Below are 13,859 nucleotides of genomic sequence, written 5' to 3'. Positions count from 1 at the left end.
CCGCCGGCACGCGCCGGCCGGAGCCGGTGACCATCGAGCTGTGGTACGTCCGCGCCGGGCAGCTCGTGCCGACCCGGCGCACCCGACCGGCCACGGTCGCGACGTCCCGGCTGGCGCTGACCGAACTGGCCGCCGGGCCGAACCCGGCCGAGGCCGTCACCGGAATGACCACCCTGCTTCCGGCCAGCGTCGAGGTCACCCGCATCGCCGACGGTGTGGCGACGCTGCGGGTGCCGTCTGTCGGCGACCCGGCCACCCGGCGGCTGCGCGAGGCGCAGGTGGTGTGGACGCTCACCCAGTTCCCCACCGTGCGTCAGGTCCGCCTCGACGACGCGGCCCCGGTCGACCGGGCGGACTACGCGGACCTGCTGGCGCCGATCGTGGTCACCGGCCCGATTCCCGGCGAACGCGTCTTCGCCCCGCTCGTCGTCACCGGCACCGCCACCGTGTTCGAGGCCACGGTGAGCGTCCGGGTGCTGGACGCCGCCGGCCGGGAGGTGGCCACCGGTTTCGGCACCGCCAGTTGCGGCAGCGGCTGCCGGGGTGGCTACCGGGTGGTGGTCGGCTGGCGCACGGCCCGCGAACAGCAGGGCACGGTCGAGGTGTACGAGGTGTCCGCCGACAACGGCGCGCGGGTCAACACGATGGCCGTGCCGGTGTTCCTCGCCCCCGGCGGCTGACCACCCGTTCACCCGCCGGACTCCCGGTGGAAACGCAATCGTTTCGTCGACTCGGTGCGAGGCAAGTCACGAAAACCTGCACGATCAGCCAACCGCGAACTAGGGTCAGTACGACATCGTTTCACGGGGGGTCGGGATGCTGGGTGGTCAGCAGGTGGGCGCGGGTGCCGGGGTACCGGCAGCCCGGGGTCCGCGCTGCACCGACAGCCACCTGTTCACCGTCGTCATCGACACCCTGCGCGAGGTCGGCTTCGACCGGATGACGATCGACGCCGTCGCCGCCCGCGCCCACGTCAGCAAGGCCACCATCTACCGGCGCTGGGACGGCAAGGCCGAGTTGGTCGTCGCCGCCCTGCGAGACCGCCACGTGGGTGTGCACAACCCGCCTGACACGGGTTCGCTGCGCGGAGACCTCATCGAGTTGCTGCGGGCCACGGCCGCGATCTGCACTGCCGACTGCGACCTGATGCAGGCGTTGACCTTCGCCATGCGGACCAACCCCGAGCTGGAACGCCTGGTACGTCACCAGGTGCTGCCGGCCGGGCGGGTGGCCAGCACCGCCATCCTGGTCCGGGCCGCCGCCCGCGGGGAGATCCCGCCGGAGGCCGGCGAGCGGGAGTTGTTCCACGACCTGGCTCCCGCGCTCACCATGTCCCGCATCGTCGCGCACGGCCTACCCGCCGATGACGCGTTCCTCACCCAGGTTGTCGACCAGGTGCTGATCCCGGTGCTCCGCTATCAGCACGACCGTCCGACTCCGGCCTGACTCACCGATATTCGCAACACGGAAGGCTTCACCATGCCCGGAACCACCTCGACCGCGCCCGGCGCGCCCAACGCCGGGACGTCGACAGGCGCACCGCACCCGCGGCGATGGATCGCGCTGGCGGTCATCGCGGTCTCACAGCTGATGGTCGTCCTGGACGCCACCATCGTGAACATCGCGCTGCCGCAGGCCCAGGCCGACCTGGGGATCACCGACGCGAACCGGCAGTGGGTGATCACCGCCTACACGCTGGCCTTCGGTGGTCTGCTGCTGCTCGGCGGTCGCATCGCCGACTACTGGGGGCGCAAGCGCACCTTCCTGGTCGGCATGACCGGTTTCGCGCTCGCCTCCGCCCTCGGCGGTCTGGCCACCACCGGTGAGATGCTCTTCGCCGCCCGCGCGTTGCAGGGCGCCTTCGGCGCGCTGCTCGCCCCGGCCGCGCTGGCTCTGCTCACCGTTCTCTTCACCGAGGCCACCGAGCGGGCCAAGGCCTTCGCGGTGTACGGCGCGATCGCCGGCGGTGGATCGGCCGTCGGCCTGCTGCTCGGCGGGGTGCTCACCGAGTACGCCGACTGGCGCTGGTGCCTGCTGGTCAACATTCCGGTCGCCGCCATCGCCATCGCCTTCGCGCTCCCGCTGGTGCCGGAGAGCCGGGCCCACGGCAACACCCGCTACGACGTACCCGGTGCGATCGTGGTGACCGCCGGCCTGGTCTCGCTGGTCTACGGCTTCACCAAGGCCGCCGAGGACGGCTGGGACGCCACCGCGACGCTCGGTTTCATCGCCGCGGGCCTGGTGCTGCTCGCCGCCTTCGTGGTGATCGAGCTGCGCTCCAGCCACCCGCTGCTGCCGCTGCGGATCATCCTGGACCGCAACCGGGGTGGGGCGTTCCTCACCTCGACGCTTATCGGCGCCGGCCTGTTCGGGGCGTTCCTCTTCCTGACCTTCTACTTCCAGGTGGTGCTGCAGTACAAGCCCCTCGAAGCCGGTCTCGCGTCCCTGCCGGTCACCGCCGGTGTGCTGATCGCCGCGGGTGGCGCCAGCCAGCTGATGCCCCGGTTGGGTGCCAAGCCGCTGATGGTGGCCGGTGCGGTGCTCGCCGCCCTGGGCATGCTGGTGCTGACCCAGATCGACGTGGACACCCCGTTCCTCACCCACCTGCTGCCCGCGCAGGTCATCCTGGGCCTGGGGCTGGGCTTCACCTTCGTCCCGCTGTCCAGCCTCGCCCTGGTCGGGGTGCCGGAGCACGACGCCGGCGCGGCCAGCGCGACGCTCAACGCCACCCAGCAGATCGGTGGCTCGCTCGGCACCGCGCTGCTGAACACCTTCTACACCAGCGCCGTCGCCGCCTATCTGGTCGGTCGGGCGCCGAACCCGGTCAACCAGGTCGAGGCGCTGGTGCACGGCTACCGGGTGGCCTTCGCCTGGGGCGCGGCGCTGATCGTGCTCGCCGGCCTGGCCACCCTGGTCCTGGTGAAGGTCCGCAAGGAGGACATCCCGACCGGCAACACCGTGCACATGGGCTGAGCCAGCCGACCGACGTGGCCGCCGGCCGGAGCGCCCCGACCCTGGGGCGGGCCGGCCGGCGGCCACGTCCGGTAACGTCCCGACCATCGTCGAAAATCCGTTTGAGGAGACCCATGTCGACCCCTGCTGACCAGATCATCACAGCTCTGCGCGCGGGCCACGAGGAGCTCGCCGCGCTCGTCCGGGACCTCAAGGAAGACGACCTGCTCCGGCCGTCGGGGGCCAGCGAGTGGCAGGTCTCCCAGGTGCTGAGCCACCTGGGCAGCGGCGCCGAGATCAACCTGGCGACGCTGGACGCCGCCCGCACCGGCGCGCCCGGCCCGGACGGGGACTTCAACCGTGGCGTCTGGGCACGCTGGGACGCGATGCCGCCGGCCGAGCACGCCGCCGGGTTCCTCGCCGCCAACGAGCGGCTGGTCGAGGCGTACGAGGCGCTGGACGCCGAGACCCGGGCCTCGATGCGGATCGACCTCGGCTTCCTGCCGGAGCCGGTCGACGTGGCCACCGCGGCCCGGTTCCGGCTCAGCGAGTTCGCCCTGCACCAGTGGGACACCGAGGTGGCGTTCAACCCGTTCGCGGCGGTGACGCCGGGGGCGGTGGGGCTGCTGCTCGACCAGATCGGCGGCATGCTGGCCTGGACCAGCCGACCGCAGGAGCTGGCCGGGCGGGAGGCCACCCTGCTGGTCCGGCTGCACGCGCCCGAGCGGACGTTCGGGCTGCGGCTGGGCGAGAAGGTCGAGATCGTCGACGCGCCGGAGCGTCCCGACGGCGAGTTGGTGGCCCCGGCCGAGGCGTGGCTGCGGCTGGCGACCGGACGGCTGGGCGCCCAGCACACCCCCGACGGGGTGCAGGTGACGGGCTCGGTGACCCTCGACGACCTGCGCCGGGTCTTCGTCGGCTTCTGATCCCTCCTCCGGGCCCCGCTCAGCCCTTGGCGGCGACAGTGTCGTCGCTCGCGGCGGAGCGGGCCCGGTGGGCGGCGACGTTGGTGCGGTTGCCGCAGTAGCCGTAGGAGTGCCAGCGGCGGCTGCGATTGCGCGTGGTGTCGTAGAACGCGGCGCGGCAGACCTCGTTGGCACACAACCGTAGGCGTGACCAGTTGCCCTCGGCGATGATCGTGGCGACGTGCTGGGTGATGCCGCCGACCACCGGATCGCCGGTGATCTGCCGCAGTCGCACCTGACCTGGGCTGGCGAAGTCCTGTTGGAACGTGACGGACGAGGCACGTCCCGAGAAGGCCGCCCAGTTGCCCGCGCTGTCGGCGGGGTCGGACGAACCCGTCACCGCCAGCAGGTCGGCGCGCAGGGCGCGGACCAGATCGAGCCGCTGCGGCGTCGGCGCACCCTCCTGACCGAAGGGACGGAGCACCGCCTCGGCTGACGCCGGGGTGTCGAGCTTGTCCGGCCGGCCGGCGTACGCGCGCGAGTTGAGCAGGTCCACGATTGCCGCCGCCGGAGGCGGAACGACCCCTTCGTCGTTGGTACGTGCGGTGCTGGTTGCCATGCCGCCAGCCTATCTCTAAGTGGTCAAGATCCCATGCCCATTACATCCCCGGACGTCTACTGCTAGCTTCGTAAGCGTCAAAGGCGTTAAGCCAATTACGCCTGATCGACCCTCGCTAGGAGTTCGTCCCATGAGCCAGCTCATCCTCACCGGTGTCGGCGACTACGCCCAGAACGTCCGCCTGGAACAGCAGCCGGACCTGACCGTCGGCCCCGACGACGTGCTCCTCCAGATGGAGGCGGCACCGATCAACCCGGTCGACGGCCTCTTCTCCAACGGCTGGTACGCGGTCCAGCCGCAACTCCCCAGCTTCATCGGTAGCGAAGGCGTGGGCCGGGTACGGGAAACCGGCGCCGCCACCGAGCCGGCCCTCGCCGGGCGGCGCGTGGTGATCCTGGGCAGCTACGAGCAGGGCGCATGGGCGGACCAGGTCGTCGTCCCCGCCCGCAACGTCGTCGCCGTCCCCGAGGGGATCGACGCCGCCCAACTGTCGATGCTCACCATCAACCCGATCACCGCCCACCTGATGCTCACCCGGTACGTGGACCTCAAGCCGGGAGACTGGATCGCCCAGACTCTCGGCAACTCGGCCGTGGCCCGGTCCGTGATCACCCTCGCCCGGATCGCCGGCATCCGGACGATCAGCGTCGTCCGCAGCGAGAAGGCCGCCGAGGAAGCTCGGGCCGCGGGCGGGGAGATCGTCCTGGTCGACGGCGACGACCTCGCCGAGCGAACCGCCCAGGCACTGGCGGGCCAGCGGTTGCGCCTGGTGCTCGACGGCGCGGGCGGCAGCACCGCCGGGGCGCTCGCGACCGGGTTGGAGCCCGGCGGCACCGTCGTCAGCTACTCGTCGGCGACCGGCGAACCGCCCGCGATCCCCCTCGGCAACCTCGTCTACGGCGAGTTGAGCCTGCGCGGCCTGTGGGTGGTGAACTGGTTCCACACCGCACCCCGGGCGGAGATCGAGAAGGTGATCGGCGATCTCGTCGACCTCGTCGCGCGAGGTGAGCTGGCGGTGCCGGTCGACTCGACGTACCCGCTGCACCGCTATGCGGAGGCGTTCGCCCGCAACGCGTCGCCGGAGCGTACCGGCAAGGTGCTCTTCAGGTTCGACGCCGCCGCGTGAGACCGCCGGCCGGCCCGCGTTCCCACGCGGGCCGGCCGGTTCGCGGCGACCGGGTCAGCCCTTCACGCAGACCACCTGCTTGAGGTGCGCGACCACCTCGACCAGATCCTCCTGCTGGGCCATCACCTCGGTGATGTCCTTGTACGCGCCGGGGATCTCGTCGACCACCCCGGCGTCCTTGCGGCACTCCACCCCGGCGGTCTGTGCGGCCAGATCCTCCGTGCTGAACGTCCGCTTGGCCTGCGCCCGGGACATCCGACGACCCGCCCCGTGCGACGCCGAGCAGTACGCGTCCGGGTTTCCCCGCCCCCGCACGACGTACGACCCGGTGCCCATCGACCCGGGGATGATGCCCAGGTCACCCCGACCGGCCCGGATGGCGCCCTTGCGGGTCACCAGCACCTCCACCCCGTCGTAGCTCTCCTCGGAGACGTAGTTGTGGTGGCAGCTGATCGACTCGTCGTAGGAGACCTGCGGGAAGTGCTCACGCACCACGCCGCAGAGCAGGGCCAGCATGACCGCCCGGTTGCGCCGCGCGTACTCCTGCGCCCACCACAGGTCCCGCCGGTACGCGTCCATCTCCGGCGTTCCGGCGAGGAACACGGCCAGGTCCCGGTCCGGAAGGTCGGCGTTGTGCGGCAGCCCCCGGGCCACCCCGATGTGCCGCTCGGCCAGCTCCTTGCCGATGTTGCGGGACCCGGAGTGCAGCATCAGCCAGACCCGCCCCTCGTCGGCGCCGCCCTGCTCCAGGCAGACCTCGATGAAGTGGTTGCCCCCGCCGAGGGTGCCGATCTGCCGCTGCGCCCGCGTCTCCAGCTGCGCCACCCGCCGGTCCAGGCCGGCGAACCGGCCCCAGAAGTCGTCCCAGCCTGCCTGCTCCAGGCCCCGGATCCGACGGGTGTCGACCGAGTCCTTGCGCTGGGCGAAACCGACCGGGATGGTGGCCTCGATCGCGGAGCGCAGCCCGGCCAGGTCGTCCGGCAGGTCGGCGGCGGTCAGCGAGGTACGCACCGCCGACATCCCGCAGCCGATGTCGACGCCGACCGCGGCCGGCGAGACGGCCTGCCGCATCGCGATCACCGAGCCGACCGTGGCGCCCTTGCCGAAGTGCACGTCGGGCATGACGGCGACACCCTGCACCCAGGGCAGCGCGCCGATGTTGCGCAGCTGCTTGGCCGCCTGCGGCTCGATGGCGTACGGGTCGGTCCAGACCCGGACGGGTGCCCGGGTACCGGCGAGAGGGGTGAATCCCATGATGGACTCCTTATGTCGTGCGGTGACCGATAATGATCAGACTTGACCGGCCAGCGGCAGTGCGCGGATACGAAAGGGCCGCCCGATCCCGGTGGGATGGGCGGCCGGCGGACGCGTCAGCGTCGGCGTCAGTCGCGCCACCCCGGCTCGTTGCGCCGCAATGGGCGGTAGGCACGGTTTTTGGCGGTGGTCTGCAGAGGGGTGCCGGCGGGGAGCAGGCACCGGCGGGCATCGGTGCGGACGCGTCGCGACATGGCGTGCTCCCTCCTGGTTTGATCGGTTGACGGTGCACCGACGAGAGTAGGAGCGCTGCGCCGCGTCCGCAATGGATATCCCCGCGCGGGCCGGTATCCCCCCGGCCGTAGGGCAGACTCGCGGACATGGTGGAGACCTCCGTGCGCCTGCTGCGGCTGCTGACCCTCCTGCAGGTGCGCCGGGAGTGGTCCGGCGCCGAGTTGGCCGACCGGCTCGCGGTCACCACCCGCACGGTACGCACGGATGTGGAGCGGCTGCGGGTGCTGGGCTACCAGATCGAGTCACACCCGGGGGTCGCCGGTGGCTACCGGCTCGGCGCCGGGTCGGCGCTGCCACCGCTGCTGCTCGACGACGACGAGGCCGTGGCGGTGGCCGTCGGGCTGCGGGCCGCGGCGGGTGGCTCGGTGACCGGCATCGAGGAGACCTCGCTGCGGGCGCTGGCCAAGTTGGAGCAGTCGTTGCCGTCCCGGCTGCGGCACCGGGTGGACGCCCTTCGCTCGGCCACCGTCTCCGCCGCCGGCGGTGGCCCGACCGTGGACGCCGACACGCTCACCGCCGTCTCCACGGCCGTGCACCGCCGGGAGCGGCTGCGGTTCGACTACGCCGGGCATGACGGCGCGGTCAGCGTGCGCGACGTCGAGCCGTACCGTCTGGTCTACACCGGTCGGCGGTGGTACCTGCTGGGGTGGGACACCGACCGGGCCGACTGGCGGACCTTCCGCGCCGACCGGCTCCGGCCGCGGGTGCCGACCGGCCCGCGCTTCGCGCCGCGGGAACCGCCCGGTGGCGACGCGGTCGCGCACGTGCTGCGCGGCGTCGGCTCCACGGCCTGGCCACACCCCGCCCGGGTACGTCTGCACGCCTCGGCCGAGACGATGGCGCAGCGGATCCCCACCACGGCGGGCCTGCTGGAGGCGATCGACGAGCGGGCCTGCCTGCTGCACACCGGCGGCGAGTCGCTGGGCAATCTGGCCGCCTTCCTCGGCACCCTGGCTGTCGACTTCGACGTGCTCGACCCACCGGAGCTGCGCGCCGTCATCCGGGACGTCGCCGCCCGGTTCGCCCGCGCCGCCGGCCCCGCGCCGGGGTGGGTCGCGGAGCACCCCGGCGCGGACGTGGCGGTGGAGCTATGACTGCGGCACCAGCCGGAAGGACTGCGCCGCGGTGCCGTTGCAGGTGTACTGGACGAGCTGGACGCTGTCCGCCGTGGACCCGCCCGGCACGTCGAGGCACTTGCCGCTGGAGCGGTTGACCAGGCGGTAGTAGCCGCCGCCCTCGGGCTCGGCCCGCCACTGCTGGTTGTTGCCGCCGCTGTAGGACCAGAGCTGGATGGGCGCCGAGTCGGCGGTCGACCGGTTCGTCACGTCGAGCACCTGGGCGCTGTTGTTGCGGTTGTTGACCCGCAGGTACCCGCCGCTGGTCGGCACGAACTGGTACTGCTGGGCGAAGCTGCTGTTGCACGCGTACTGCTGGATGGCCGTGCCGTTCGCGCTGGCCGCGGCCCGCGCGTCCACGCACTTGCCGTTGCCCCGGTTGACAGCGGTGTGCCAGACGGTCGGCGAGATCGTGCCGTCGGACGGCGGGGGCGTGGTCGGGGGGACGGTGCCGACACCGGCGAGCCAGTGCAGCCCGTCGATCAGCAGCTGGTTCTGCTGGGCGCTGTCGAAGGTGGAGGACAGCCCGGTGTTGGTGCTGTAGTTCATCGCGTTGTGGCCGAAGTTGGCGTAGAGCATCTTGTACTGCCGGTTGCTCCAGACGAGCGGGTAGTAGCCGCCGTACCAGGACTGGTTGGGGTCCGTGCCGACCGGGAAGCTGGACGGGTCGACCGAGGCGAGGATGTCGATGTTGGGGTTCTGCCGCAGGTCGTTGCTCCAGGAGTACCACTCGCTGATCGACGACGGGAAGGTCGCCGGGAGGTTGCGGGTGGCGGCGTGGGTGCGGTTGTCGGCGCGCATCGTGACCCGGGTGGGTCCCCAGGTGTTCGTCTGGAACGAGCCGGTGCCGAGGAAGGTGTTGTAGTACCAACTCCAGCTCGACGGGTTGTCGGTCCACGCGCTGACGTGGAAGCCCAGCCACGCCCCGCCGTTCTGCATGTACTGCTGGAACGCGGCCCGTTGCGCGGTGGGCGGCGCGTCGTCCAGGAACATGACGACCTTGTACTGGGCCAGGTTGGCGGTGTTCAGCAGACCCCAGTTGTTGGTGGCCTCCCAGGAGAAACCGTACTGGGCGGCAGCCTGCGGGAACCAGGCCCGGGCGTCCCTGACGAAGTCGATGTGCGCGGCGTCCCAGGTGCCGTTGTAGAAGGCCAGGACCTTGAACGTCGGCGCGGCCTGCGCGCTACGCGAGGCGTTGACCGCGAGACCGGCGGTCAACGCGACGACCAGGGCGACGAACAACGACAGGATCCGTCTGGTACGGGAGGAGAGTTCTGCGATCACCTGATCGTCCCTTCGGTCGGGACGCGCGCCGCCGCGTCGATGTGAATCTGTTCACAAGGTTTACAGATAGATGAAAGATTATGCGCTCCGGTTGGGCGGCGTCAATCGCGGGGCGACCGATCGGGTGGGATTCCTGCGGCAACGGGTACCCCGGCCGGATGACCAGCCCAGACGCCGTCGACGTCGACCAGCCGCTCGCCGTGGACGTGCCCGCCGCGCCGCACGACGCCAGCGGCGAGCGGGTGCCCACCCGCGACCTGGCCGACCTCGCGCCGGCGGCCCGGTCGGCGCGCCGCTGGACCCCGAGCCGGGTGGTGGCCACCCCCGCCGCGCTCGACCACCCGCACGGCCAACGGATCGTCGAGCGGGTGCGGGCACTGGGCATCGAGGTGGAACACCTGCGCGCCAACCGGCTCACCGGGGTACGCGGGCAGACCGACCGGGAGACGTACTCCCGGGCCAAGTCGACCATGGCGATCGTGGTGAGCCCACCCTCGCGGCGCGTCCTGCAACCCATCGCGCCCAGCGCCGACTGGCGGGTCGACCTGGCCGAGGGCTGCCCGGCGCACTGCCAGTACTGCTACCTCGCCGGCTCCCTGTCCGGCCCACCGGTGACCCGGGTGTACGCGGACCTCGACGACATCCTCGCCGGGCTGGCCGCGTACGCCGGGCGCGGGACGGTGACCAGCCGCAACGCGCGGCGCGCCGACGAGGGCACCACCTTCGAGGCGTCCTGCTACACCGACCCGCTCGCCCTGGAGCACCTGACCGGCAGTTGGCGGCGCGCGGTGCAGCACTTCGCCGACTGGGACGCCCCCGTGCAGTTGCGCTGGACCACCAAGTACGCCGATGTGGACACCTTCGTCGGGCTGCCGCACGCCGGCCGGACCCGGGTCCGCCTCAGCGTCAACTGCGCCCCGGTGAGCGAACGGTTCGAGGGCGGCACCGCCCGGGTGCCGGACCGGCTGGCCGCGCTGCGCCGGCTCGCCCTCGACGGCTACCCGGTCGGGCTGACCATCGCGCCGATCATCGCGCTGCCGGACTGGCGGGACCGCTACGGCGAACTGCTCGACCAGGTCCGCGCGGCGGTCGACGGGGTGCCGGACCTGGACCTGACCGCCGAGCTGATCACCCACCGGTTCACGCCGGGCAGCAAGGAGGTGCTGCTCGGCTGGTATCCGCGTACCCGGCTGGAGATGGACGAGGAGTCCCGCACCCGCAAGCACGGCAGGTTCGGCGCGGTGAAGTACGTCTACCCCCGTGAGCAGATGGCCGAGCTGCGCGACTGGTTCACCACCGAGCTGACCGCTCGCGTGCCAGCCTGCCGAATCCTCTACTGGACCTGACGGTCAGCCGACCGAGGAGCGGGCGACCGGGGCGGCGAAGAACGTGTCCGGGTACGGCTCGTCGCGCAGGCTGTAGTGCCACCACTCACGGTCGTAGTTGACGAACCCGGCGTCGGCCATCAGCCGCTGCAACAACCGGCGGTTGTCCCGCGCCGCCCCCGTGACGCGGGGGTCGGCGGTGTGCGCCCGCGAGTCGAAACAGTCGAAGCCCGTACCCATGTCGATGCTGTTGTCCGGGAACCGTTGCTGGCGCGGCGCGGTGCAGGCGACCAGCGGTTGCCCGACCCGGTACGGAGGTTGGCTGGCGGCGGGCTCGTCGACCAGGGTCAGGTCCAGGGTGCTGCCGCGGCTGTGGGCGGTGGGCGCGCCGATGTAACCGTCGGCGAAGAGTCGACTCTTGGCCAGGTCCGGATAGAACTCGGCCTTGGTCTGCTGCTCGCCGGGGCGCTTCGACCAGGCGACGAAGTCGTCCACCGCCGGCTGCGGGCGGTAGCAGTCGTACACCTTGAGGCTGTGCCCACCGGCCAGCGCGGCGTCCTGCACCCGGCGCAACGCCTCGGCCGCCTTCCTGGTGAGCAGGCACAGCGGCTCGTGGTAGCCGGCGATCGGCCGGCCGACGAAGTTGTGCGGCGTGGCGTAGCGGATGTCGGCGTGGATGCGCGGGTCGAGGTCGGTCAGCACCACGAACCCCGGCAGCGGCGCCGCGACGGAGGCGGACGGGGTCGGCGCGGGTGTGGGGCTCGCCGACGTCGGCGGCGACGCGGTGGGAGTGGGCCGGGGCTGCGGCCGCGAGCAGCCGCCGAGCAGCCCGGCGAGCGCGAACACGACGGCCAGGCGGTAGCGCACGGCTCCTGTCTATCAGCCCGGCCGGGGCCGCCATCCCCGGATCCATGTGGTACGCCAGCCGAAAGTGACCGAAAAAACTCCGGAACTTTTCCGCAAACGCAGCGAAGCTTCGGTCGGCCTGGCATGTCGTCAACCCCCGTCCGTGAGGCAAGATGACGCGTGGAACGGGCACGCCGTTTCGGGACACACGGCGGGCGACCGACTTGTGGTCGTTCCTCCGGCTCGGTGAAGGAGACGCGGGTGGGCGCGGACGACGGACGCAGGGTGACCATCACCGCGATCGCACGGGAGGCCGGGGTGTCGGTGCCGACCGTGTCACGGGTGCTCAACGGTCGCTCCGATGTGGCCCCGGACACCCGGGAGCGGGTCGAGGAGTTGTTGCGCCACCACGGCTACCGGCGTCGTACCAGCCGTAGCGTTCGCCGTGCCGGCCTCGTCGACCTGGTCTTCAACGACCTGGACAGCCCCTGGGCCGTGGAGATCATCCGGGGCGTGGAGGATGTCGGGCACGGCGCGGGCGTCGGCACCGTGGTCTCCGCGATCCACCGGCAGCCCACCGCGGCCCGGCAGTGGTTGCAGAACCTGCGCACCCGGGCCACCGACGGCGTCATCTTCGTGACCTCGCACCTGAGCCCGCCGCTGCACGCGCAACTGCGTCGCCTCAACGTGCCGGTGGTGGTCGTCGACCCGGCCGGGGTACCGGCCATGGACGTGCCGACGATCGGCGCCACCAACTGGGCCGGCGGGCTCGCCGCGACCGAACACCTGCTCGCGATCGGGCACCGACGCATCGGTTTCGTGGCCGGGCCGACGCACCTGCTGTGCAGCCGTGCGCGGCTCGACGGTTACCGGGCCGGGCTGGAGGCCGCCGGGGTGCCGGTGGACGACAAGCTGGTCTACCCGGGCGACTTCTACCACGCCTCCGGGTTCTCCGGCGGGACGGCGCTGCTCGACCTCGCCGACCCGCCGACCGGCATCTTCGCCGCCAGCGACCAGATGGCCTTCGGTGTCTACGAGGCCATCCGGCGCCGCGGGCTGCGCGTCCCGGACGACGTGAGCGTGGTGGGTTTCGACGACCTGCCGGAAGCCCGCTGGGCCTCACCGCCGCTGACCACCGTGCGCCAACCGTTGGTCGAGATGGGACGGTTGGCGGCCCGGACCGTGCTGCGCCTGGCCCAGGGCGAGGGCATCGACTCACCCCGGGTGGAACTCGCCACCGAGTTGGTCGTTCGGGACAGCACCGCCGCCCCGCCGACCGGGTCGCCCGCGTCGGCGTGACGGCCGGCACTGCGCCGGAAACCGGTTGGACCGGTTCCGGTCCGTTCCCGAAAGTTCCGGCCCGGGCGACCGAGGGTCACCCACGGCGGGCGCGGTGAGCGACCGGCGGTCACCCACCGCGCCGCACGGTCAGTGGTGGTGGTGCCAGGGGACGGCCTTGCGGATGGTCACCGGCAGTGCGGGCGCGCCGTCGACCGGTGCCGGGTCCTCGGCGGTCGGCGCCACTCCCCCGGCGGCGATCCGGTCCAGGGTGGCCAGGCCGGCCCCGTCGACCTCGCCAAAAATCGTGTAGTTGGGGCGCAGCGCGGAGTTGGCGTAGACCAGGAAGAACTGGCTGCCGTTGGTGTCCGGCCCGGCGTTGGCCATGGCCAGCACGCCCCGGGCGTACACCCGGCGCTCCCCGGTCGGGTCGGTGGGCGCGGGCGGCAGGTCGGTCGGCAACTCGTCGCGGTACCGGTAGCCCGGGCCGCCCTCACCGGTGCCGGACGGGTCACCGCACTGCAGCACGCTCAGCGTCGGGTACGCGGTGAGCCGGTGGCACGGGGTGCGGTCGTAGAAACGCTTGCTCACCAGGTGCAGGAAGCTCTGCACCGTGCACGGCGCGGCGGCCCGGTCCAGGGTCAACCCGATCGGCCCGTGGTTCGTCGCCAGGGTCACCCGGACGCTGCCCCGGGCCGGGGTGCGTCGCGGGTCGGGCGGCAGCGGCACCGGCCGGGCCGCGGGTTCGTCCGGGGTCTCGGTGTACGCGCACGGGCCGTGGGTGGTGCGCGGCGGTCGGGTGGCGGTGTCGACAACGGTGGCCGACGCGGCGGAGACGCGCTCCGCGGCGGCCGACGGGCC

Annotated in this window: 13 protein-coding genes; 8 read left to right on the top strand and 5 right to left on the bottom strand. The window is 72.1% G+C overall.

What is annotated here, in order from left to right:
* From PSH25_RS23450 to PSH25_RS23435, 4 genes are all read left to right on the top strand, one after another.
* A partial coding sequence (locus PSH25_RS23450) for a Gmad2 immunoglobulin-like domain-containing protein (RefSeq protein ID WP_238661126.1) occupies positions 1–680 on the top strand: 680 nt, incomplete at its 5' end.
* Between the two features lie 136 nt (positions 681–816).
* Positions 817–1,446, top strand: coding sequence for a TetR/AcrR family transcriptional regulator (locus PSH25_RS23445; protein ID WP_238661125.1), 630 nt, complete (start codon positions 817–819; stop codon positions 1,444–1,446).
* A 33-nt stretch (positions 1,447–1,479) separates the two neighbouring features.
* On the top strand, positions 1,480–2,973 hold the full coding sequence (locus PSH25_RS23440) for an MFS transporter (protein WP_238661124.1): 1,494 nt from the start codon (positions 1,480–1,482) through the stop codon (positions 2,971–2,973).
* A 113-nt stretch (positions 2,974–3,086) separates the two neighbouring features.
* On the top strand, positions 3,087–3,878 hold the full coding sequence (locus PSH25_RS23435; RefSeq protein WP_238661123.1) for a maleylpyruvate isomerase family mycothiol-dependent enzyme: 792 nt from the start codon (positions 3,087–3,089) through the stop codon (positions 3,876–3,878).
* A 19-nt stretch (positions 3,879–3,897) separates the two neighbouring features.
* On the opposite strand, the gene PSH25_RS23430 is transcribed toward PSH25_RS23435, so the two are convergent.
* Entirely contained in the window at positions 3,898–4,476 is a 579-nt protein-coding gene (locus tag PSH25_RS23430) for a CGNR zinc finger domain-containing protein (RefSeq protein WP_238661122.1), read from the bottom strand.
* A 130-nt stretch (positions 4,477–4,606) separates the two neighbouring features.
* Here PSH25_RS23430 and PSH25_RS23425 point away from each other — a divergent pair, with 130 nt between their 5' ends.
* On the top strand, positions 4,607–5,602 hold the full coding sequence (locus tag PSH25_RS23425; protein ID WP_238661121.1) for a zinc-dependent alcohol dehydrogenase family protein: 996 nt from the start codon (positions 4,607–4,609) through the stop codon (positions 5,600–5,602).
* A 54-nt stretch (positions 5,603–5,656) separates the two neighbouring features.
* Here the strand turns inward: PSH25_RS23425 and PSH25_RS23420 are convergent, their stop codons facing one another.
* On the bottom strand, positions 5,657–6,856 hold the full coding sequence (locus tag PSH25_RS23420; RefSeq protein WP_238661120.1) for an RtcB family protein: 1,200 nt from the start codon (positions 6,854–6,856) through the stop codon (positions 5,657–5,659).
* A gap of 380 nt (positions 6,857–7,236) precedes the next feature.
* On the opposite strand from PSH25_RS23420, the gene PSH25_RS23415 reads away from it, so the two are divergent.
* Positions 7,237–8,244, top strand: a complete 1,008-nt coding sequence (locus PSH25_RS23415) for a helix-turn-helix transcriptional regulator (protein WP_238661119.1) — start codon at positions 7,237–7,239, stop codon at positions 8,242–8,244.
* Here the strand turns inward: PSH25_RS23415 and PSH25_RS23410 are convergent.
* A complete protein-coding gene (locus PSH25_RS23410) occupies positions 8,239–9,549 on the bottom strand; it encodes an RICIN domain-containing protein (RefSeq protein WP_238661118.1) in 1,311 nt (436 codons plus the stop codon). The two genes, PSH25_RS23415 and PSH25_RS23410, sit on opposite strands and share 6 nt — an antisense overlap.
* Positions 9,550–9,707: 158 nt before the next feature.
* On the opposite strand from PSH25_RS23410, the gene PSH25_RS23405 reads away from it, so the two are divergent.
* Entirely contained in the window at positions 9,708–10,895 is a 1,188-nt protein-coding gene (locus tag PSH25_RS23405) for a spore photoproduct lyase family protein (RefSeq protein WP_238661117.1), read from the top strand.
* Between the two features lie 3 nt (positions 10,896–10,898).
* Here PSH25_RS23405 and PSH25_RS23400 read toward each other — a convergent pair whose 3' ends face one another.
* The gene (locus tag PSH25_RS23400) at positions 10,899–11,741 is read right to left on the bottom strand and encodes a M15 family metallopeptidase (RefSeq protein ID WP_238661116.1); all 843 of its coding nucleotides are present in this window, start codon (positions 11,739–11,741) and stop codon (positions 10,899–10,901) included.
* Between the two features lie 240 nt (positions 11,742–11,981).
* Here PSH25_RS23400 and PSH25_RS23395 point away from each other — a divergent pair, with 240 nt between their 5' ends.
* On the top strand, positions 11,982–13,019 hold the full coding sequence (locus PSH25_RS23395) for a LacI family DNA-binding transcriptional regulator (RefSeq protein ID WP_238661115.1): 1,038 nt from the start codon (positions 11,982–11,984) through the stop codon (positions 13,017–13,019).
* 129 nt (positions 13,020–13,148) lie between these two features.
* Here the strand turns inward: PSH25_RS23395 and PSH25_RS23390 are convergent.
* Positions 13,149–13,859: peptidylprolyl isomerase (locus tag PSH25_RS23390; RefSeq protein WP_238661114.1), on the bottom strand; the 711-nt coding region annotated here is incomplete at its 5' end.

Source organism: Micromonospora foliorum (genome assembly GCF_022229015.1).
Taxonomy (GTDB): Bacteria; Actinomycetota; Actinomycetes; order Mycobacteriales; family Micromonosporaceae; genus Micromonospora; species Micromonospora foliorum.
The sequence above is the reverse complement of the archived record's forward strand: the minus strand, read 5'-3'. Positions and strand labels throughout refer to the sequence as shown.

Excerpts from the sequence above, each read along its gene's own strand:
- PSH25_RS23415 (WP_238661119.1), top strand. The coding sequence starts at position 7,237 with ATGGTGGAGACCTCCGTGCGCCTGCTGCGGCTGCTGACCCTCCTGCAG.
- PSH25_RS23430 (WP_238661122.1), bottom strand. The coding sequence starts at position 4,476 with ATGGCAACCAGCACCGCACGTACCAACGACGAAGGGGTCGTTCCGCCT.
- PSH25_RS23445 (WP_238661125.1), top strand. The coding sequence starts at position 817 with ATGCTGGGTGGTCAGCAGGTGGGCGCGGGTGCCGGGGTACCGGCAGCC.
- PSH25_RS23440 (WP_238661124.1), top strand. The coding sequence starts at position 1,480 with ATGCCCGGAACCACCTCGACCGCGCCCGGCGCGCCCAACGCCGGGACG.
- PSH25_RS23405 (WP_238661117.1), top strand. The coding sequence starts at position 9,708 with ATGACCAGCCCAGACGCCGTCGACGTCGACCAGCCGCTCGCCGTGGAC.
- PSH25_RS23435 (WP_238661123.1), top strand. The coding sequence starts at position 3,087 with ATGTCGACCCCTGCTGACCAGATCATCACAGCTCTGCGCGCGGGCCAC.
- PSH25_RS23420 (WP_238661120.1), bottom strand. The coding sequence starts at position 6,856 with ATGGGATTCACCCCTCTCGCCGGTACCCGGGCACCCGTCCGGGTCTGG.
- PSH25_RS23425 (WP_238661121.1), top strand. The coding sequence starts at position 4,607 with ATGAGCCAGCTCATCCTCACCGGTGTCGGCGACTACGCCCAGAACGTC.